At 72.4% G+C, this 20,026-nt stretch carries 18 protein-coding genes; 6 read left to right on the top strand and 12 right to left on the bottom strand.

From position 1 onward, the window contains the following. Window positions 1-139: 139 nt before the first annotated feature. Window positions 140-1,093 (top strand): zinc metalloprotease, encoded by a 954-nt coding sequence (locus RIU97_RS29340; protein WP_404962983.1) that lies wholly within the window; start codon window positions 140-142, stop codon window positions 1,091-1,093. 80 nt (window positions 1,094-1,173) lie between these two features. Here RIU97_RS29340 and RIU97_RS29335 read toward each other — a convergent pair whose 3' ends face one another. Beyond that, window positions 1,174-1,743, bottom strand: coding sequence for a dienelactone hydrolase family protein (locus tag RIU97_RS29335; RefSeq protein WP_404960590.1), 570 nt, complete (start codon window positions 1,741-1,743; stop codon window positions 1,174-1,176). A 70-nt stretch (window positions 1,744-1,813) separates the two neighbouring features. Between RIU97_RS29335 and RIU97_RS29330 the strand changes: the two genes are divergently transcribed. After that, complete coding sequence (locus tag RIU97_RS29330) at window positions 1,814-2,857, top strand: mechanosensitive ion channel family protein (RefSeq protein ID WP_404962982.1); 1,044 nt, start codon at window positions 1,814-1,816, stop codon at window positions 2,855-2,857. A gap of 250 nt (window positions 2,858-3,107) precedes the next feature. Here RIU97_RS29330 and RIU97_RS29325 read toward each other — a convergent pair whose 3' ends face one another. Together RIU97_RS29325 and RIU97_RS29320 are read right to left on the bottom strand one after the other, a co-directional pair. Beyond that, on the bottom strand, window positions 3,108-4,499 hold the full coding sequence (locus RIU97_RS29325; protein ID WP_404960589.1) for a sensor histidine kinase: 1,392 nt from the start codon (window positions 4,497-4,499) through the stop codon (window positions 3,108-3,110). Continuing rightward, window positions 4,496-5,191, bottom strand: coding sequence for a response regulator transcription factor (locus RIU97_RS29320; RefSeq protein ID WP_404960587.1), 696 nt, complete (start codon window positions 5,189-5,191; stop codon window positions 4,496-4,498). The genes RIU97_RS29325 and RIU97_RS29320 overlap by 4 nt, the downstream gene beginning before the upstream one ends. Before the next feature lie 73 nt (window positions 5,192-5,264). On the opposite strand from RIU97_RS29320, the gene RIU97_RS29315 reads away from it, so the two are divergent. Together RIU97_RS29315 and RIU97_RS29310 are read left to right on the top strand one after the other, a co-directional pair. Further along, entirely contained in the window at window positions 5,265-6,455 is a 1,191-nt protein-coding gene (locus RIU97_RS29315) for a UDP-N-acetylglucosamine--N-acetylmuramyl-(pentapeptide) pyrophosphoryl-undecaprenol N-acetylglucosamine transferase (RefSeq protein WP_404960586.1), read from the top strand. Next, the gene (locus RIU97_RS29310; RefSeq protein ID WP_404960584.1) at window positions 6,452-7,450 is read left to right on the top strand and encodes an SDR family NAD(P)-dependent oxidoreductase; all 999 of its coding nucleotides are present in this window, start codon (window positions 6,452-6,454) and stop codon (window positions 7,448-7,450) included. Before RIU97_RS29315 ends, RIU97_RS29310 begins: the two co-directional genes overlap by 4 nt. A 27-nt stretch (window positions 7,451-7,477) precedes the next feature. Here the strand turns inward: RIU97_RS29310 and RIU97_RS29305 are convergent, their stop codons facing one another. Next, on the bottom strand, window positions 7,478-8,056 hold the full coding sequence (locus tag RIU97_RS29305) for a TetR family transcriptional regulator (protein ID WP_404960582.1): 579 nt from the start codon (window positions 8,054-8,056) through the stop codon (window positions 7,478-7,480). Window positions 8,057-8,118: 62 nt separating this feature from the next. Here RIU97_RS29305 and RIU97_RS29300 point away from each other — a divergent pair, with 62 nt between their 5' ends. Beyond that, window positions 8,119-8,622 carry an SRPBCC family protein gene (locus tag RIU97_RS29300; RefSeq protein WP_404960580.1) on the top strand — a complete coding sequence of 168 codons (504 nt, stop codon included), beginning with the start codon at window positions 8,119-8,121 and terminating at the stop codon, window positions 8,620-8,622. On the opposite strand, the gene RIU97_RS29295 is transcribed toward RIU97_RS29300, so the two are convergent. The 5 genes from RIU97_RS29295 to RIU97_RS29275 all read right to left on the bottom strand — a co-directional run bounded on the left by RIU97_RS29295 (window position 8,619) and on the right by RIU97_RS29275 (window position 13,409). Beyond that, window positions 8,619-10,211 (bottom strand): Na+/H+ antiporter, encoded by a 1,593-nt coding sequence (locus tag RIU97_RS29295; protein ID WP_404960579.1) that lies wholly within the window; start codon window positions 10,209-10,211, stop codon window positions 8,619-8,621. The genes RIU97_RS29300 and RIU97_RS29295 overlap by 4 nt on opposite strands. 243 nt (window positions 10,212-10,454) lie before the next feature. Next, a complete protein-coding gene (locus tag RIU97_RS29290) occupies window positions 10,455-10,877 on the bottom strand; it encodes a GNAT family N-acetyltransferase (RefSeq protein ID WP_404962981.1) in 423 nt (140 codons plus the stop codon). Window positions 10,878-10,921: 44 nt separating this feature from the next. Next, the gene (locus tag RIU97_RS29285) at window positions 10,922-11,863 is read right to left on the bottom strand and encodes an RluA family pseudouridine synthase (protein ID WP_404960578.1); all 942 of its coding nucleotides are present in this window, start codon (window positions 11,861-11,863) and stop codon (window positions 10,922-10,924) included. Between the two features lie 64 nt (window positions 11,864-11,927). Further along, on the bottom strand, window positions 11,928-12,488 hold the full coding sequence (lspA, locus tag RIU97_RS29280) for a signal peptidase II (protein ID WP_030707323.1): 561 nt from the start codon (window positions 12,486-12,488) through the stop codon (window positions 11,928-11,930). 111 nt (window positions 12,489-12,599) lie between these two features. Then, entirely contained in the window at window positions 12,600-13,409 is an 810-nt protein-coding gene (locus RIU97_RS29275; RefSeq protein ID WP_404960576.1) for a TraR/DksA family transcriptional regulator, read from the bottom strand. Window positions 13,410-14,026: 617 nt separating this feature from the next. On the opposite strand from RIU97_RS29275, the gene ileS reads away from it, so the two are divergent. Then, window positions 14,027-17,173 carry an isoleucine--tRNA ligase gene (gene ileS, locus RIU97_RS29270; RefSeq protein WP_404960574.1) on the top strand — a complete coding sequence of 1,049 codons (3,147 nt, stop codon included), beginning with the start codon at window positions 14,027-14,029 and terminating at the stop codon, window positions 17,171-17,173. Between the two features lie 447 nt (window positions 17,174-17,620). Here the strand turns inward: ileS and RIU97_RS29265 are convergent, their stop codons facing one another. From RIU97_RS29265 to RIU97_RS29255, 3 genes are all read right to left on the bottom strand, one after another. Continuing rightward, on the bottom strand, window positions 17,621-18,826 hold the full coding sequence (locus tag RIU97_RS29265) for a DivIVA domain-containing protein (protein WP_404960572.1): 1,206 nt from the start codon (window positions 18,824-18,826) through the stop codon (window positions 17,621-17,623). Window positions 18,827-18,908: 82 nt separating this feature from the next. Then, complete coding sequence (locus tag RIU97_RS29260) at window positions 18,909-19,205, bottom strand: YggT family protein (RefSeq protein WP_007263603.1); 297 nt, start codon at window positions 19,203-19,205, stop codon at window positions 18,909-18,911. A gap of 60 nt (window positions 19,206-19,265) precedes the next feature. Then, window positions 19,266-19,883, bottom strand: coding sequence for a cell division protein SepF (locus tag RIU97_RS29255; RefSeq protein ID WP_030707332.1), 618 nt, complete (start codon window positions 19,881-19,883; stop codon window positions 19,266-19,268). Between the last annotated feature and the right edge of the window lie 143 nt (window positions 19,884-20,026).

The raw sequence follows: 20,026 nt of genomic DNA, 5'->3' as shown, positions 1-20,026 counted from the left end.
CCTGAATATGTCATGCACACATAAGCTTCCCGCCAGCTGAAGAAGATCCTTCAGGCCATCACCCCCCACCACCCCCCACCCGCGAGGAGCACACGTGCGCGCAATTGCCCGCATATCCCCCCTTCTTCGCCGCCGCCTGATGGGCACGGCGGTTCTGGCCGGAACCCTGGCCTTCACTCCGCTCGCGGCCCCCACCACGCTCGCGGCAGCCAAGACCCCCGCCGAGCTCTGCGCCGAGCAGCCGGCCGCCGCCGGCGCCGCCAACGCCCGCGTGACCCGCGCCCACGACGAGCACGCGGACGAGCCCAACGAGGTCACCGACGCCCAGGCGAAGGCCATGGACGCCGACCTCAAGGCGAAGCTGGACAAGGCCCTCAAGAACCAGCCGCAGCGGAGCCTCAGCGCCGCCGAGGCCGTCGTCAACATCCCCGTGTACTTCCACGTCGTGCACTCCGGTGCGACCGGAAAGCTGACGGCCACGGATGTCGGCAAGCAGCTGGCGGTCCTCAACGCGGCCTACGGCGGCCAGGGCACCGGAAACGTCAACACGAACTTCCAGTTCACCCTCGCGGCCACCGACTACACGGACAACGCCTCCTGGTACAACCTGGCCTCCGGCTCCCAGGCCGAGAAGGACATGAAGAACACCCTGCGCAAGGGCGGCCCGGGCGCGCTCAACTTCTACACCGCCAAGCTCTCCGGCGGCCTGCTGGGCTGGGCGACCTTCCCGACCTCCTACGCCTCCAGCCCCAAGATGGACGGCGTGGTCGTGCTCGACAGCTCGCTGCCCGGCGGCTCCGCGGCCAACTACAACGAGGGTGACACCGCGACCCACGAGGTCGGCCACTGGCTGGGGCTCTACCACACCTTCCAGGGCGGCTGCAGCGGAAACGGCGACTACGTCTCCGACACCCCGGCCGAGAAGAGCGCCGCGTACGAGTGCCCGACCGGGCGCGACAGCTGCGCGAGCAAGCCGGGCGCCGACCCGATCCGCAACTTCATGGACTACACGTACGACTCCTGCATGTACCAGTTCACCGCCGGCCAGGTGGCCCGCATGAGCAGCAGCTGGACCGCGTACCGCGCCGGCTGACCCCGGCGACGAGCACCGAAGACCAAGGGCACGGCCGGCATCCGCCGGCCGTGCCCTTGCCTTTGCCCTGTCCCTACCGCCTACAGGCTGTCGAGGAAGCCGATCGCGGCCTTCCACAACTGCTCGGCGGCCTCCGCGTCGTAGTCGTCCAGGTCCGGGTCGGTGAACAGGTGCCCGGCACCCGGGTAGCTGTGGACCTCCACGTCCGCCCCGGCCCGCTGCATCCGCAGGTACCAGGCGGTCAGCCAGTCGTGCGGCTCGAAGGGATCCGGGTCCGCGATGTGCAGCTGCACCGGCAGCTCGTCCACCGAGGCGCCCTCCTCCAGGTCAGCCGTCCCGTGCAGGAGCAGCAGCCCGCGCGCCTTCTCGTCGGCCATCGCCAGGTGCTGGGCGACGGAGCCGCCGAAGGAGAAGCCCGCGTAGACCAGGCCCTGGTCGGAGTGGGGGGCGGCGGCCAGCACCGCGCGCTTCAGCAGCTCGTCACGGCCGATCTCGTCCCGGTGGGCCATGCCGTCCTCGACGGTCTCGAAGGTGCGTCCCCCGAAGAGATCCGGCACCTGGACCTGGTGCCCGGCCGCGCGCAGCCGGTCGGCCGCCGCGTGCACCGCGGGCCGCAGCCCGTACGTCGAATGGAAGAGCATGATGTTCATGCCTCCATCGTGCCAGCCGCCGAACGGAAGGTGCCCGCGGACCGCTTCCCGCTACGTTCGTCCCATGGAGATGGAGAACTTCCTTCGCCCCGTCCTCGTCATCGGCGGCGCGCTGGTCGCCACCCTGCTAGCGGGCTGGCTGCTGGACCTGCTGCTGCGCCGGGCCGACGCCCGGCACACCGAGACCCCGTTGTGGGGCCTGCTGCGCCGCTGCCGGCTGCCCTTCCAGGTGGTGCTCTGCGCCTCGCTGCTCAGAGGCTCCTACCGCTGGGCGGGGGTCCTCCCCGACCACCCCGTCGGCGTCGGCCGCTTCCTCACCCTGGTGCTGATCGCCTCCGTGGCCTGGCTGGCGGTGCGCATCGCGACCGCCGCCGTCGACTCGACGTACGCGCGCTACGCCGCGGCGGCCGAGGACGACGCCCGGGTCCGCCGGGTCCGCACCCAGATCACGCTGATCCAGCGGGTGGTCACGGCGGTGGTGGTCGTGGTCGCCGCGGCGGCGATGCTGCTGACCTTCCCGCCGATGCGTACGTTCGGCGCCTCGATGCTGGCCTCGGCCGGCGTCCTCGGCATCGTGGCGGGCATCGCCGCCCAGGCCGCGCTGAGCAACCTCTTCGCCGGCCTGCAGATCGCCTTCGGCGACACCGTCCGGATCGGCGACACGGTGGTGGTCGACAAGGAATGGGGCCGGGTCGAGGAGATCACCCTGACCTTCCTGACCGTCCGCACCTGGGACGAGCGCCGCATCACGATGCCGGTCTCGTACTTCACGAGCAAGCCCTACGAGAACTGGTCGCGCGGCGGCGCGCAGATGACGGGCACGGTCTTCTGGCACCTGGACCACAGCGCACCGCTCGCCCCGATGCGGGAGCAGCTCCAGGAGATCCTGAAGGAACTCCCGGAGTGGGACGGCCGCGGCGGCGGCCTGGCCGTGACGGACACCACACCGCACACCGTCCAGGTCCGCGCGGTGGTCACGGCGAAGGACGCGGACGACCTGTGGACCCTCCGCTGCGCGGTCCGCGAACGCCTGATCGACTGGCTCGTCACCCACCACCCCTACGCCCTCCCCCGCGTCACCACCTCCGAAGCCGCCCCCAGGCCGGAGGCCTGACGCCCGCTCGGGCGGGCGCGGCTGCCGCTGCGCGGAGCTGTCCCCGCCCGCCCTTCCTCCGTTCCCCGGGCTCCTTCAGCCTCGCCGGCGTTTGAGGCGTGGGGGTCCCCCCGGACGGAGTCTGGGGGAGGGTCCGGGGCGGAGCCCCGATCTTTCAGCCTCGCCGGCGTTTGAGGCGCGGGGGTCCCCCCGGACGGAGTCTGGGGGGAGGTCCGGGGCGGAGCCCCGGGAAGCGGCGCTCGGCCGTGGCTCAGAACGTCAGCCGGAACAGGGCGCCGCCGCCCACGGCGGGTTCGGCCACGAGCTCGGCCCCGTGCGCCCGCGCGATCTGCCGCGCCATGGCAAGGCCCAGCCCCGACCCCGGCAGGGCCCGCGCGGCCCCCGCCCGGTAGAACCGGTCGAAGACGTACGGCAGGTCCTGCTCGGCGATCCCCGGCCCGTGATCCCGAACGGTCACCTCCGGCCCCGTGCCGGCGACGGCCAGCTCCACCTCCACCGGCAGCCCGGCCGGGCTGAACTTCGCCGCGTTGTCCAGCAGGTTCGACAGCAGCCGGCTGAGCCGCGCCGGCACCCCCGGCACGACCACCGCCCCCTCCGCCACCCGCACCCGGAACTCCACCGCCGGCCAGTGCGCCCGCGCCGCGTCCACCCCGTGCCGCACCAGCGCGTCCAGCCGTACCTGCTCCACCAGCGGCGTCGGTTCCTCGTCCCGCGCCAGCTCGATCAGGTCGTTGACCAGCCCCGTCACCTCCCGCAGCTGCCGCCCCAGCGCGGCCGACGCCCGCTCCCGCTGCGCGGCGGTCAGCCGGTCGGCCTTCGCCAGCAGCTCCGCGTTGGTCCGCAGCGCCGTCAGCGGGGTCCGCAGCTCGTGCGAGGCGTCCGCGACCAGCCGCCGCTGGGCGGTGACGGACTGCTCCAGCTCGCCGAGCATGGTGTTGAAGCTCCCGGCCAGCCGGGTGATCTCGTCCTCCCGCCCGGAGGGCCCCGGCGGCGGGAGTTCGATCCGGTGCCGCGGGTCCCGGGTCGCCGCGATCCGCTCGGCCGTCGCCGTGAGCCGGGTCACCGGGGCGAGGCCGGTCCGGGAGACCCAGTAGCCCAGTACGGCGGCGAGCAGCACTCCGGCCGCCGCCGTCAGGACGAGCCACCCGGCGGCCTCCGCGATGCCGGACTGCACCGTGTCGGCGCGCAGGGCCACCTGGAGGGCCCGCCCCTTGGCGTAGTCGGTGGTGAGCATCCGCGCGGGATGTCCGGCCACCGTGATGTTCGTGTAGTACGGGGCCCGCCCGCCGTCGGCGACCTCCCGCGCGGCCGGGTCCACGGGCAGCAGTCCCGGCGTACGGGGGTCCTTGGCCGGGTCGGCCGCCACCACCTCGGCGCAGGCGGGGGCGGCCAGGAAGCGGCACTCCCCGGCCAGCGTGCCCGGCGCCTCGCCCGGGTTGCGCTGTGCGGCGAGCCGGGCGGACTGGGTCAGGCTGAGGTCGAGCTGCTGGTAGAGCGCGGACCGTACGACGAGGAAGGCGGCGGCGCACACGACCACGGCCACGAAGGCCACGGCGGCGGTGACGGCCAGCGCCAGCCGGGTCCGCAGCGGCCGTCGCCGTCTCCAGGCGGCGCCGAGCCCCCGGCGCCCCGAACCGCTCATGCCGCGTCCAGCCGGTAGCCGACCCCGTGCACGGTGTGGACCAGCCGGGGCTCGCCCCCGGCCTCCAGCTTCCGCCGCAGGTAGCCGACGTAGACGGCCAGGGAGTTGGAGCCCGGCCCGAAGTCCCGCCCCCACACCAGCTCCAGGATCACCTCGCGCGGCAGCACCTGGCCGGGGTGGCGCAGGAGCAGCTCCAGCAGCGCGGCTTCCGTCCGGCTGAACTCCAGCGGCCGCCCGCCCCGCCGCCCGGTCCGCGTCCCGGGGTCCAGGACGAGGTCGTCGAAGCCCAGCGGGCCCGCTCCGGCCGGGTCGGGCGCGGCCCGCCGAAGCAGCGCCCGGACTCGGGCGACCAGCTCGTCCAGGGCGAAGGGCTTGACGAGGTAGTCGTCGGCCCCGGCCTCCAGCCCGTCGACGCGTTCGCTGACGGAGTCCAGCGCGGTCAGCACGAGGACGGGCGTGCGGTCGCCCATCGCGCGCAGCTGCCGGCACACCCCGAGCCCGTCGAGCACCGGCATCATCACGTCGAGCACGACGGCGTCCGGCTCCCAGGCCGCCACCTCGGACAGCGCGGCCAGCCCGTCCGCCGCTCCGCGCACCTCGTACCCCTCGACGGCCAGGCCGTCCTCCACGGCGGCGCGCACCTCGGGCTCGTCGTCGACCACCAGGATCCGATGCCTGTTCAGGGAGCTCATGGGGCAAAGCCTGCCAAAGGCTTCGCCGCGAACCTCTTAGAACGTTCTTAGGGCGCACCGGGAGGGTGCGGCCATGACCACTCGACACACACCTGGCACATCCGCGGCCCTGTCCGTCGTGATCGGTGCGGGCGGCACCGGCGGCCACATCTACCCGGGGCTCGCCCTCGCCGAGGCCCTGCGCGCGGCCGTTCCCGACGCCGTGGTCTCGTTCATCGGGACCGAGCGGGGCCTGGAGACCGAGCTGATCCCGGGCGCCGGCTACCGCCTGCACACCGTCGACATGATCCCCTTCGATCCGGCACTGGGCGCGAAGCGGTACCTGCTGCCCGCGGCCCTGCTGCGCTCGGCTCACCAGGCCCGTGCCGTCATCCGGGCGCAGGGCGCGCACGCCGTGGTCGGCATGGGCGGCTATCCGAGCGCGCCGGCCGTGCTCGGCGCCCGGCTGGCGGGGCTGCCCGCCGTGATCCACGAGTCGAACGCGGTACCGGGACGCGCCAACCAGTTCGCGGCCCGGCTCACCCCGCACGTCGCGGTGGCCTTCGACCGCAGCCGCGCCCATCTGGCGGGCGGCGACCGGGCGCTGACGACGGGAATGCCGATCTCCGCGGCCCTGGCCGGGCTCGCGGAACTGACCGGACCGGAGCGCGTCGCGCTGCGCGCCGAGGCCCGGCGGGCCCTGCGGGTCCCCGCGGGGCGGCGGCTGGTGGTCTTCAACGGCGGCAGCCTCGGCGCCGTCCGCCTGACGGGGGCCGCGGTCGCGCTGGCCCGGCTCTGGCAGGGGCGGGACGACGTACAGCTGCTGGTCAAGACCGGGCCGGCGGCGCTGGACGGCGCCCTCGCCGATCTCGCGGCCTCCGGCGGGCGGCGGATCGCGCGGGCCGTGCCGTACCTGGACCGGATGGACCTGGTGTACGCGGCCGCCGACCTGGTGGTGTGCCGGGCCGGGTCGGCGACGGTGGCGGAGCTGGCGGCGACGGGCGTCCCGGCGGTGCTCGTCCCCTACCCGCACGCCCCCGGCGACCACCAGACCCACAACGCCCGGGTGCTGTCCGACGCGGGCGCCGGGCTGCTGCTGCCCGACGCGGAGACCACCGCCGAACGCCTCGGCGATCTCATCGGCCCGCTGCTGGCCGATCCGGTCCGGCTGGCGTCGATGGCCGGCGCCGCCGACCCCGGCCCGCACGCGCGGGCCGCCGACCTGCTGGCCGCGGAGGTCCTCCGCGTCGCCGGCGTCCGCCTTCCCACCCTGGAGCACGCATGACCCTGAACTGGAACGACCGCACCGTCCTCGTCACCGGCGCCGAGGGGTTCATCGGCTCGACGCTGGTGGACCTGCTCGTGGCCCGCGGCGCCCGGGTGCGCGCCTTCGTGCACTACAAGCCGTACGCGGAGAAGGGCCACCTGGCGCGCTACCTCGCCGACCCGGACGGCCCGGTGGAGATGTGGGCGGGCGACGTCCGCGACGCGGGCCGCGTCAGCGACGCGGTGGCCGGCTGCGACACCGTCTTCCACCTGGCGGCGCTGATCGGGATCCCGTACAGCTACGCCTCGCCGGGCGCGTACGTGCAGACGAACGTCACCGGCACCGAGAACATGGCGGAGGCCTGCCGCCGCCACGGCGTGCGCCGCCTGGTCCACACCTCCACGAGCGAGGTCTACGGCACGGCCCTGACCGCTCCGATCTCCGAGGGCCACCCGCTGCAGCCGCAGTCCCCGTACTCCGCGTCGAAGATCGGCGCGGACATGATGGCGCTCTCCTTCCACCACGCCTTCGAACTGCCGGTGACGGTGGTGCGCCCCTTCAACACGTACGGCCCGCGCCAGTCGGCCCGCGCCGTGATCCCGACGATCCTGGCCCAGCTCCACGCGGGCTCGCGGGAGATCCGCCTCGGCTCCCTCTCCCCCACCCGCGACTTCACGTACGTGACGGACACGGCCGCGGGCTTCCTCGCGGTGGCGGAGTGCGACCGGGCGCTGGGTGAGGTGGTCAACCTCGGCGCGGGCGAGGAGATCTCCGTCGGAGCCCTGGCCCGGGCGCTGATCACCGCCTCGGGCCGGGACGCGGAGGTGGTGGTGGACCCCTCCCGCCTGCGTCCCCCGGGCAGCGAGGTCCACCGGCTCCTCTCGGACAACTCCCGCGCCCGCGACTGGGCGGGCTGGAAGCCCGAGGTCTCCCTGGCCGAAGGGCTGCGCCGGACCTCGGACTGGATCGCGGCGAACCTCCAGCTCTTCGCCCCGGACCGCTATCAGGTCTAGGGGCACCAGGTCTAGGGGCCACCAGGTCTACAGCAGGGCCGCCGCGCACTCCTCGGCGAGGTCCTCGGCGTGCGGCGGCAGCGGGCCGCCGGCGCGCACGTGGCGGCGGACGACCGAGAGCGGCAGGTCGATCAGGGCGAGGGTGACGCGGTCCCGGCCCTGGGGGTCCGTCGCGCCGAGGGAGTCGGCGAGGGTGCCGAGGGCGGCGTACACGCGCTGGTTGCCGGAGTCGGCCCGCCGGGTGTGCTCCTCGGACCAGTCGGCTCGGCCGAACTCCGCGGGGCCGTACAGCAGGAGCGCGGCCTCCTGCGGATGGGCGCGGCTCCAGGCCACGACGTGCCGGGCGGCCGCGCGGGCGGCCCGGCGGAGGTCGGGATCGCTGTGCAGCATGGCGAAGTAGCCCTCCTGGAACCGCTCGACGGTCCGCAGCCACACCTCGGCGAGCAGGGCCGTCCGCCCTGCGAACCGGTGGTACATGGAGCCGCTCGGCGCGCCGACCGCCTGGGCCGCGGCGGACATGGTCACGCCGCCCGGTCCGGCGGTGGCCGCCAGCCGGACGGCGGCGTCGAGGATCTGGTCGGTGTCGAAGCGGGGTGGTCTCGCCATGAATCAGAGAGTACCCTCCAGATTATTAGAGACTGATCTCTAATAATCTGAGGGGAGGACGCATGGGCGTCTACAACGTGCACGAACGCCTGCTCGGGGCCAAGCAGAGCGAGGTCGGCGCGCTCATCGACACGCTGTCCAGCGGGGAGGACGACCGGCTCTGGCCCGGCCGCCTGTGGGAGGAGATGGAGCTCGACCGCCCCCTGGGCGTCGGCGCGGCCGGCGGACACGGGCCGGTGCGCTACACGGTGGCCGCGTACGTGCCGGGGACCTGGGTCCGCTTCGCCTTCACCGGGCCCCGCGGGTTCCACGGCTTCCACGAGTTCACCGCGCTGGCCGTCGACGCGGAACGGACCGTGCTGCGGCACACCCTCGCGATGTCCGTCAGCGGCGTTTCCCGCATCACCTGGCCCCTCGCCTACCGGCCGGCGCACGACGCCTTCCTGGAGGACAGCCTGGACCGCGCCGAGCTGGCCTGCACCGGCACGATCGCCCGCCGGGCCCGCTGGTCCCCGTACGTCCGCTTCCTCCGCTCGCTGGAGCGGCTGGCGTCCCGGCCGGCCTAGGGAGCGCGCAGGCTGCGTACGTCCAGGTGCCGCAGAACCCGGTCGACGACCTCCGGGTCGGAGCCGGGTTCGCTGCGGGCGGCCAGCACCTCGTGGCGGGCGGCCGACATCATCTCCCGCTGGATCCGCTGGATGTCGCGGAGCCGCTGCACCCGCTTCGCGTACGCCTCGCGCCGCTCCTCGTCCACCATGTCCGGGCTGATCCTGGCCCCCACGTCGTACGCGCGCCGGGTCAGCTGCTCGACCAGGTCCTCCGGCAGCTCCTCGACCTCGTCGATCTCCTTCAGCCGCCGCTTCGCGGCCTTCGCGGCGCGGATCGCCAGCTGCCGCTCGGCGTCCCGCCGCACGTCCGTGTCGGCCTCCACGCCCAGCCGCCGCACCAGCCACGGCAGGGTCAGCCCCTGGCACACCAGGGTCGCCATGATCACCGCGAACGCGATGAAGATGATCTCGTCCCGCGCCGGGAACGGCTCGCCGGAGTCCGTCTTCAGCGGGATGGCCAGGGCCAGGGCCACCGAGGCCACCCCGCGCATCCCGGCCCACCACATCACCACGCTCTCCCGCCAGCTCAGCGGGATCTCCTCGTCGTAGTCGCGGCGCTGGTGCAGCTTCTTCGCGAGCCAGCCGGCCGGCAGCAGCCACACCAGCCGTACGCCGACCACCACCGCGACGACGACCGCCGCCCATCCGGCCATCTCCCACTCGCGGTCCTGCGCCGTCCCGAAGACGTTGTGGAGCTCCAGCCCGATCAGCCCGAAGGCCACCCCGGTGACCAGCGTGTCCACGACCTCCCAGAAGGTGTGCCCGGCGAGGCGCCCCAGCACGTCGTCGGCGTCGGACGCGTACTCGGCGAGGAACAGGGCCGTCGTCAGCACGGCCAGCACCCCCGACCCGTGGAGTTCCTCCGCGACCACGTACGACACGAAGGGCACCAGCAGCGTCAGCCCGATCTGGAGGGTGGCGTCGTCGAGCCGGCCCATCAGCCGGTGGGTGATCCAGCCGAGGGCCAGGCCGACGACCACGGCGACGACTGCGGACAGCACGAACTCCCCCAACGCGTCGGGCCAGGAGAAGCTGCCGCTCACGGCCGCGCCGATCGCCACGTGGTAGAGCACGATCGCCGTCACGTCGTTGAAGAGCCCCTCGCCCTCCAGGATCGACACCATGCGGCGGGGCAGCCCGAGCGATCCGGCGACGGCCGTGGCGGCGACCGGGTCGGGCGGGGCCACGAGCGCTCCGAGCGCGACGGCGGCGGCGATCGGCAGCGCGGGCACCACGGTGTACGCGACGGCGGCCACGGCGGCGGTCGTGACGAACACCAGGGCCACGGCCAGCAGGAGGATGGGCCGCACGTTGGCGGCGAACTGCCGCCACGAGGTCCGCTGCACGGAGGCGTACAGCAACGGCGGCAGCACCAGCGGCAGGATGAAATCGGGCGGCACCTCGACCTCCGGCACGGCCGGCACCAGCGCGAGGACCACCCCGCCGAGGGTCATGAGGACGGGCGCGGGCAGTCCCAGCCGGTCCCCGAGCGGCACCATGACCACGGCGCCGAGCAGCAGCACGAAGAGCAGAGCAAGCTGATCCACTCCCCCACCCTGCCAGTCCGCTGCGCTTGGCCCGGGCGGTGAGTACGGCGCCCCGCGTGTCGGGCTCGGCCCGAACCCCTACGGCGCTCCGCCCCGAACCCCTACGGCGCTCCGCGCCCGCGCCTCAAACGCCGGCGGGGCTGAAATTGCGCTCCGCGCAATCCAGCCCGCCGGTCAAATCCAGCCTCGCCGGCGTTTGAGGCGCGGGGTCTGGGGCGGAGCCCCAGCAGCCGGGCCGCAGGGCTACGGCAAGGGACGCCGCATCGCTCGGTGCGGGATGTCCGCGTCCTGGAACTCCGGGCCGTAGGCCACGTACCCGAGGCGCTCGTAGAAGCCGAGCGCATGCGTCTGCGCGCCCAGGTCGACACCCGTCAGCCCGAGCCGGACCGCTTCGGCCTCGATCGCGCGGACCAGCGCCACGCCGACGCCCAGCCCGCGCGCGACCTTGCTCACGGCCAGCCGGCCCAGTGAGCCGACCGCCGGGTCGCCCGTCTTGGCAAGCGCGGCGGCGCCGTGGAGCAGCCGGCCGGTGCCCAGCGGCGCCCCGTCCGGCCCCACGGCCAGTACGTGCAGCGCGCCCGCGTCGTACGCGTCGTACTCGATCGACTCCGGTACGGACTGCTCGACCACGAACACCTCGGTCCGCACGGCGAAGCACGCCGCCATGTCGGCCTCGGAGTCCGCGACCCGTACCTCGAAGCCGACGGCGGTCACTCGCTCTCCGCCCGGATCACGTCCAGCGCGTGCTGCAGGTCCGCCGGGTAGCCGCTCTCGAACTCCACCCACTGCCCGTCGGAGGGGTGCTCGAAGCCGAGCCGGACCGCGTGCAGCCACTGCCGGGTCAGGCCCAGCCGCTTCGCGACCGTCGGGTCCGCGCCGTACGTCAGGTCGCCGACACACGGGTGCCGGTGCGCGGACATGTGCACGCGGATCTGGTGCGTACGCCCGGTCTCCAGCTTGATGTCCAGCAGCGAGGCGGCGCGGAAGGCCTCGATCAGGTCGTAGTGGGTGACGGAGTCCTTGCCCTCCTGCGTCACGGCCCACTTGTAGTCCGCGCTCGGGTGGCGGCCGATCGGCGCGTCGATGGTGCCGCTCATCGGGTCCGGGTGGCCCTGCACCAGCGCGTGGTAGCGCTTGTCCACGACCCGCTCGCGGAACTGGTTCTTCAGCGAGGTGTACGCGCGCTCCGACTTGGCGACGGCCATCAGGCCGGACGTGCCGACGTCGAGGCGGTGCACGATGCCCTGGCGCTCGGAGGCGCCGGAGGTGGAGATGCGGTAGCCGGCCGCGGCGAGGCCGCCGATGACGGTGGTGCCGGTCCAGCCGGGGCTCGGGTGGGCGGCGACGCCCACCGGCTTCATGATGACCACGATGTCGTCGTCGTCGTGGACGATCTCCATGCCGGGGACCGGCTCGGCGACAAACTCGACCGGCCGCGGCGGTTCGGGCATCTCGACTTCGAGCCAGGCGCCACCGTGCACACGCTCGGACTTCCCGACGACACTGCCGTCGACCGACACCTTCCCCGCGGCCGCGAGGTCGGCCGCCTTCGTCCGGGAGAAACCGAACATACGGGCGATGGCGGCGTCGACACGCTCGCCTTCGAGGCCATCGGGAACGGGCAGGGTGCGGATCTCGGGAATCGTACTCACCTGTCGAGTATGCAGGACTCGGCAGCCGGGCAGTTCCGCGAACGGTCCCGCGACAGTTCCGCGATCAGTCCTTGTGGACGGTGCCGTCCGGGTCGAGGCCCTTGAACGACAGCAGGACGATCAGGATGCCGCCGCACACGATCGCCGAGTCGGCCAGGTTGAAGACCGCGAAATGGGCCGGCGCGATGAAGTCGACGACCGCGCCCCGGAACACACCCGGCGAACGGAAGATCCGGTCGGTCAGGTTGCCCAGCGCACCGCCCAGCAGCAGGCCCAGCGCGATCGCCCACGGCAGGCTGTAGAGCTTGCGCGCGAGCCGCACGATCACCACGATCACGGAGGCCGCGATGCAGGTGAAGATGATGGTGAAGGCCTCGCCGAAGCCGAAGGCGGCGCCCGGGTTGCGGACCGCCTCGAACTTCAGCAGGTCACCGATGATCTCGATCGGCGGCTGGTGCTCCAGCTTCGCCACGACGAGCATCTTGGTGCCGAGGTCCAGCAGGTAGGCGAGCACCGCCACGACGAGCAGCGCCGCGATCCGCCGGCGCCCCTTGGGCACGGCGGACTCCGGCTGGGCGTCGTCCCCGACCTCCGGCGTACCGATGATGCGCTCCGCCTCTGCCACGTGAGTCCCTCGAACTAGCTCGAACCAGGCTCCTCCTGGACCCTGACGAGACACGAGGGTACGTCAGGGCCCCCGCCCACCGCCTGCCCCACCTCCACCCAATTCCGCCGCCTAGTGCCGCCGCTCCTGCTTCTGCTTGCAGTCCACGCACAGGGTGGCCCGCGGGAAGGCCTGCATCCTGGCCTTGCCGATGGGCTGCCCGCAGTTCTCGCAGAGGCCGTACGTGCCCGCCTCCAGCCGTTCCAGGGCCCGCTCGGTCTGCTCCAGCATCGAGCTGGCGTTCGCCGCGAGCGCCAGCTCGGACTCCCGGGTGATGTTCTTGGTTCCGGTGTCGGCCTGGTCGTCGCCCGCGCCGTCGCCCGAGTCCCGCATCAGGCCGCTGATCGCCACCTCGGAGGCGTCGAGTTCCGCGCGCAGCCGCAGCACCTCGCTCATCAGCTCGTCGCGGGCCTCGTCGACCTCTCCTTGCGTCCAGGGGTCCTCGCCGGGCCGTACGGCGAGCTCGCCGGGGGTGAGGGCCGCGGTGGCCCGTGTCTTGGGCAGCCCGCTGGTGGCCGCCGCAGCCGTCTTCCTCGCCGTGCCGGTGCTCTTCTTGGCAACCACTTTGCGGACTCCCGTCTCCTTCGCGGCATGCGCCGCCCCCTCGGCCCCGGCCTGCTTGGCCGTGGCCGTCCGCTTCTCGACGGCGGTCGTCTTCTTCACGGCGGTCGCCTTGACGGCGGTCGCCTTGACGGCCGTCGCCGTCCTGGCCGGAGCCTTCTTCGCCGGCCCCTTCGTGGCCGGCGCCTTGGTGGCGGCAGCGGTCGTCCCGGCAGCGGTCGCCTTCTTGGCGGGAGCCGCGTCCTTGGGGGCCTCCGCCTTCCCGGCGGCCTTCCCGACAGCCTTCTTGGCAGTACTCCCGGCGGTCTTCTTCGCCACCATGGCCGCGGCCCCTTCACATACTGTGATCAATGCTCGCGATTCGTGCCGGAACGATAAATCGCCTCCAGCCCCGCGGCAACGGGGCACGCATCCTTCGAGATCAACCTGCATCCGTTGTGCCCATCCGGAGCCCCGGTAATCCGCCACTCCCGCCCCACCCGCGTCCGTACCGGCGCCCAGGCCCATTCGGGTCACGCGCGGGCCCGCCCCGCGCCTCCCGCCGCGCGCCGGCCGCGCCCCCGCCACGCCGTGGCGCCGCCCCCCGCACGGGCCCCCGTAAACCGGTCTGCCGAGGACCCGCCCGGCCCGTACACTGGGCCCAGCGAAAGGCATGGACGGGGACGAGTAGCGCCGTACGCAGCCAGGAGCGACCCGGGGACGGTGAGAGCCCGGGGGCGAGCGCGATGTGAAGGATCACCCCTGAGCCGCCGGAAGAAAGCCCGTACGGATCCCCGTAGGGCGAGTAGAACCGGCTTCGCACCCCAATGAGGGGGCCACCGGATCCGTCCGGCGGCCAAGGAGGGTGGTACCGCGGGAGCAGGCGTCCTGGATTCTCAGGAACGGCTCTCGTCCCTCCGGACGGAAGTGACACCCCGCCGGAGGAAGAGTTCAGCCTCATGACCACACCGCCGCAGTACCGCCCGGTACCCGCCCAGGTCGACCTGCCTGCCCTCGAGCACGCGGTCCTCGACTTCTGGCGCGAGAGCAAGACCTTCGCCAAGACCCTGGAGCAGTCCGAGGGCCGCCCCGAGTGGGTCTTCTACGAGGGCCCGCCCACCGCGAACGGCATGCCCGGTGCGCACCACATCGAGGCCCGCGTCTTCAAGGACGTCTTCCCCCGCTTCCGCACCATGCGCGGCTACCACGTGGCTCGCAAGGCGGGCTGGGACTGCCACGGCCTGCCCGTCGAGCTCGCCGTCGAGAAGGAACTCGGCTTCAACGGCAAGCAGGACATCGAGGCGTACGGCATCGCCGAGTTCAACGCCAAGTGCCGCGAGTCCGTGACCCGCCACACCGACGCGTTCACCGAGCTCACGACCCGCATGGGCTACTGGGTCGACCTGGACGACGCCTACCGGACCATGGACCCCGAGTACGTCGAGTCCGTGTGGTGGTCGCTGAAGGAGATCTTCAACAAGGGTCTGCTCACCCAGGACCACCGCGTCGCCCCCTGGTGCCCGCGCTGCGGCACCGGCCTTTCCGACCACGAGCTGGCCCAGGGCTACGAGACGGTCGTCGACCCGTCGGTCTTCGTCCGCTTCCCGCTGACCTCCGGCCCCCTCGCGGGCGGGGCCGCCCTCCTCGTCTGGACGACCACCCCCTGGACCCTGGTGTCCAACACCGCGGTCGCCGCGCACCCGGACGTCACGTACGTGGTGGCCACCAACGGTGAAGAGAAGCTGGTCGTCGCCCAGCCGCTGCTGGAGAAGGCCCTCGGCGAGGGCTGGGAGGCCACCGGCGAGTCCTTCACGGGCAAGGAGATGGAGCGCTGGACGTACGAGCGCCCGTTCTCCCTCGTCGAGTTCCCGGCCGAGGCCCACTACGTCGTGAACGCCGAGTACGTCACGACCGAGGACGGCACCGGTCTGGTCCACCAGTCCCCCGCCTTCGGCGCCGACGACCTCGCGGTCTGCCGCGCGTACGGCCTGCCCGTCGTGAACCCGGTCCGCCCCGACGGCACCTTCGAGGAGGAGGTCCCGCTCGTCGGCGGCGTCTTCTTCAAGAAGGCCGACGAGAAGCTGACCGCCGACCTCGACGCGCGCGGCCTGCTCTTCAAGCACATCGCCTACGAGCACAGCTACCCGCACTGCTGGCGCTGCCACACGGCCCTGCTCTACTACGCGCAGCCGTCCTGGTACATCCGCACCACCGCGGTCAAGGACGCGATGCTGCGGGAGAACGAGAAGACGAACTGGTTCCCGGACTCGGTCAAGCAGGGCCGCTTCGGCGACTGGCTGAACAACAACATCGACTGGGCGCTCTCCCGCAACCGCTACTGGGGCACCCCGCTGCCGATCTGGCGCTGTGAGGAGAACCACCTCACCTGCGTCGGCTCGCGCGCGGAGCTGACCGAGCTGTCGGGCCAGGACCAGTCCGCCCTGGACCCGCACCGCCCCTACATCGACGACGTGACCTTCACCTGCACCGCCGAGGGCTGCTCCCTCGAAGCGGTCCGCGTGCCGGAGGTCATCGACGCCTGGTACGACTCGGGCTCGATGCCGTTCGCGCAGTGGGGCTACCCGTACAAGAACAAGGAGATCTTCGAGAAGCGCTACCCGGCGCAGTTCATCTCGGAGGCCATCGACCAGACCCGCGGCTGGTTCTACACGCTGATGGCGGTCGGCACCCTCGTCTTCGACAAGTCCTCCTACGAGAACGTGGTCTGCCTCGGCCACATCCTCGCCGAGGACGGCCGCAAGATGTCCAAGCACCTGGGGAACATCCTCCAGCCGATCCCGCTCATGGACCAGCACGGCGCGGACGCGGTCCGCTGGTTCATGGCGGCCGGCGGCTCCCCGTGGGCCGCGCGGCGCGTCGGCCACGGCACGATCCAGGAGGTGGTCCGCAAGACCCTCCTCACGTACTGGAACACGGTCGCCTTCCAGGCCCTGTACGCCCGTACGTCGAACTGGGCGCCCTCGGCGGCCGACCCGGCCCCGGCGGACCGCACGGTCCTCGACCGCTGGCTGCTCTCCGAGCTCCACACCCTCGTCGCCGAGGTCACGGACGCGATGGAGGCGTACGACACCCAGCGCGCGGGCAAGCTCCTGTCCTCCTTCGTGGACGACCTCTCCAACTGGTACGTGCGCCGCTCGCGCCGCCGCTTCTGGCAGGGCGACAAGGCCGCGCTGCGCACCCTCCACGAGGTCGTCGAGACGGTCACCCGCCTGATGGCCCCGCTCACCCCGTTCATCACCGAGCGGGTCTGGCAGGACATGATCGTCCCGGTCACCCCGGACGCCCCGGAGTCGGTGCACCTGTCGGCGTGGCCGGAGGCGGACTCCGCTCAGGTGGACCGGACCCTGTCCCAGAAGATGCTGCTGGTCCGCCGCCTGGTCGAGCTGGGCCGCGCCACGCGTGCCGAGTCGGGCGTGAAGACGCGCCAGCCGCTGTCGCGGGCGCTGGTCGGCGCGGTCGGCTTCGACGCGCTGTCGCCGGAGCTCCAGTCCCAGATCACGGAGGAGCTGAACGTCTCCTCCCTGGCCTCCCTCTCGGAGGTCGGCGGCTCGCTGGTGGACACCACGGCGAAGGCGAACTTCCGGGCCCTGGGCAAGCGCTTCGGCAAGGGCGTGCAGGACGTCGCCAAGGCGGTGGCCGCGGCCGACGCTGCGGCGCTGTCCCTGGCCCTGCGCTCGGGCTCCGCGGTCGTCTCGGTCAACGGCGAGGAGGTGGCCCTCTCCCCCGAGGAGGTCATCATCACGGAGACCCCGCGCGAGGGCTGGTCGGTGGCGTCCGACTCGGGCGCGACGGTGGCCCTGGACCTGGAGATCACCCCGGAGCTGCGGCTGGCGGGTCTGGCGCGTGACGCGATCCGGCTGATCCAGGAGGCCCGGAAGAACTCGGGCCTGGACGTGGCGGACCGCATCGCCCTGCGGTGGTCCTCCGCGGACCCGGAGGTGGTGACGGCCCTGACGGACCACGCCGGCCTCATCGCGGACGAGGTCCTCGCCACGGACTTCGCGTCCGGCGAGGCCGACGCGGCCTACGGTGACCCCTTCACGGACGAGCCCCTGTCCCTGACCTTCCGCCTCCGCAAGGCGTAGCGGCCGAAGAGGCCCGTACCCCCCCTCGCTGGGCGGTACGGGCCTCTTTGCTGTCCCCTGCCCGCCCTTCCACCGGCGCGGCTCCCTACACGGCGCTCCGCGCCCGCGCCTCAAACGCCGGCGGGGCTGAAGGTTCCAGCCTCGCCGCACCATCCAGCCTCGCCGGCGTTTGAGGCGCGGGGCCTGGGGCGGAGCCCCGATCCTGCGGCCTCGCCGCACCATCCAGCCTCGCCGGCGTTGGAGGCGCGGGGCCTGGGGCGGAGCCCCGATCCTGCGGCCTCGCCGCACCATCCAGCCTCGCCGGCGTTTGAGGCGCGGGGGTCCGGGGGCTGGCCCCCGGGAGCGGCGCCGCGCCCGGGCACGCAAAAACGGGCCGGGCCCGAGGTTCCGTAGAACCTCGGGCCCGGCCCGTAGAGCGGCTGCCGACCGCAGAAACGGCGGCGGCGCCTAGTTGTCGTCCTCGTCGATCAGGAAGCCCCGCATCGGCGACGGCGCCTGCATCGGCTGCGGCGCAGCCGGCCGGACCGGAGCCATCGGCTGGGTCATCGCCGGGGACATCTGCTGCTGGCCGCCGTACGACGGGCCGCCCATCGGGGAGGGACCGCCCATGGGCGACGGGCCGCCCATCGAGGGACCACCCATGGAGTGCCCCATCGCACCGGCCGGAGCCATCGAGGGCGACGGCGACGGCGGCAGCGCGGGACCGGCCGGGTTCCGCGGCGGGGCCAGCGAGTCGTCGGCCTGGGTCTCCAGCTGGCGCAGCTGCGACTCCAGGTAGGACTTCAGACGCGTACGGTACTCACGCTCGAAGCCCCGCAGGTCCTCGACCTTGCGCTCCAGCGTGGCGCGGGCGGACTCCAGGGAGCCCATCGCGACGCGGTGCTTCTCCTGCGCGTCCCGCTCCAGCGCGTCGGCCTTGGCGCGGGCGTCCCGCTCCAGGCCCTCGGCGCGCGACCGGGCCTCGCCGACGATCTTGTTGGCTTCGGAGCGGGCCTCCGCGATCGCCTGGTCGGCGGTCTGCTGCGCCAGCGACAGGACGCGGGCGGCGCTGTCGCCACCGGGGCCCTGCTGCGGGAGCTGCGGCTGCTGCTGCTGCATCTGCTGCATGGGCTGGCCCATGGGCTGCATCTGCTGCCCCATCGGCTGCATCTGCTGCATCTGCTGCCCCATCGGCTGCATCTGCTGGCCGAGCGCGTTCTGGCCGCCCATCGACTGCTGCTGCTGGCCCATGCCCTGCTGTCCCATGCCCTGCGGTCCGCCCATGGGGTGCTGCTGCATGGGGCCGCCCATCGGGCCGGGGCCCTGCTGGCCCTGGCCGCCGGGGCCCGGCGGGAGCTGCGGCTGGCCGCCGGGGAGCTGCGGCGGGCCCATCTGCTGCTGCGGCGGGCCGGATATGGCCGCGGGCACGGGGGCGCCGGGGCCGCGCTGGTCCTGGGGTTCGGGCTTGCGCATGCCCTGCTGCTGCTGGTTCTGCGCGGCGGCACGCGTGGCGGCTGCCAGCTTGGCGCGCAGGTCCTCGTTCTCGCGCAGCAGGCGCGTCAGTTCGGACTCGACCTCGTCGAGGAAGGCATCGACCTCGTCCTCGTCATAGCCTTCTCGGAGGCGGACGGTCGTGAACTGCTTGTTCCGCACGTCCTCGGGAGTCAGCGGCATGTCTTCTTCACCTCTACGTAGTCGTCGGCAGTCGGCAAGACCGTATCGGGACTGTCCCCGCGCGCGCGGAGAAGCTCATCGTTCACACGCTTCTCGCAGCGGTGCTCACGAAACTGATGAGGATGTAAACGATGATCATCAGAACGAAGAAGGACAGGTCGAGTGCCACGCCCCCGAGACGCAACGGCGGAATGAACCGCCGAAGAAGCTTGAGCGGTGGATCGGTGACAGTGTAGGTGGCCTCCAGAACGACCACCATCGCCTTGCCGGGCGCCCATGAACGTGCGAACTGGAACACGTAGTCCATGACCAGTCGGAAGATCAGCACGATGAGGAAGCACATCAGCGCGATGTAGACCACCTGTAGTGCGACGCCCATCCCGCGCTTCCCTCTCCCCGTTTCCCGCTCTGTTCCCGGTCCCGTATCTGACGGATCGGTCTAGCTTTGGTTGAAGAACCCGCCCTCCGCGATGCGAGCCTTGTCCTCCGCCGTGACATCGACGTTAGCAGGCGACAGCAGGAACACCTTCTGTGTCACGCGTTCAATGCTGCCGTGCAGACCGAAGACGAGTCCGGCGGCGAAGTCCACGAGACGCTTCGCATCCGTGTCGTCCATCTCCGTGAGATTCATGATCACCGGAGTGCCCTCACGGAAGTGTTCCCCGATGGTACGGGCCTCGTTGTAGGTCCGGGGGTGCAGCGTCGTGATGCGGTACGGCTCCCGCTCGGAGACGACCTTGGGCATGATCACGGGGGCGTTCTTCTCCAGGTTGGTGCGATCAGGTGTGATGGATGCCACGGGGGCAATTCGCGCAGGACGTCCGTTTTCCACCGGAATTGGGATGGGCTCCCGCTGCGCCGGAGGCTGTACGGCTCGTACCGGTTCGTCCGAAATGGGCGATTGGTGCACGGGCTGCTGTCGGCGATCCCGCTCCCGAGCCCGTTCCATCTCCGGCTCGGGCTCGAACTCGTCGTCGGGGTCGTACCCCGGGTTGTCGTACCGGTCGTCCTCCACGAGGCCGAGGTAGACCGCCATCTTGCGCATCGCGCCGGCCATTCTCCGAGTCCTCCGCTCTGTGGTGGATCGCCCTGTCGCAGGTGCCGCCGTGTCACGAATGTCACCAACTGCCCGCGATCCACGTGGTCTGCCCGCTCATCGGCGGGAATGACCATATTTTCTGCTGTGGTCCGACTTTCTTC

It is taken from the genome of Streptomyces sp. 147326 (assembly GCF_045000215.1).
In the GTDB taxonomy this organism is placed as follows: domain Bacteria; phylum Actinomycetota; class Actinomycetes; order Streptomycetales; family Streptomycetaceae; genus Streptomyces.
This window is presented reverse-complemented; position numbering and strand designations above follow the sequence as displayed.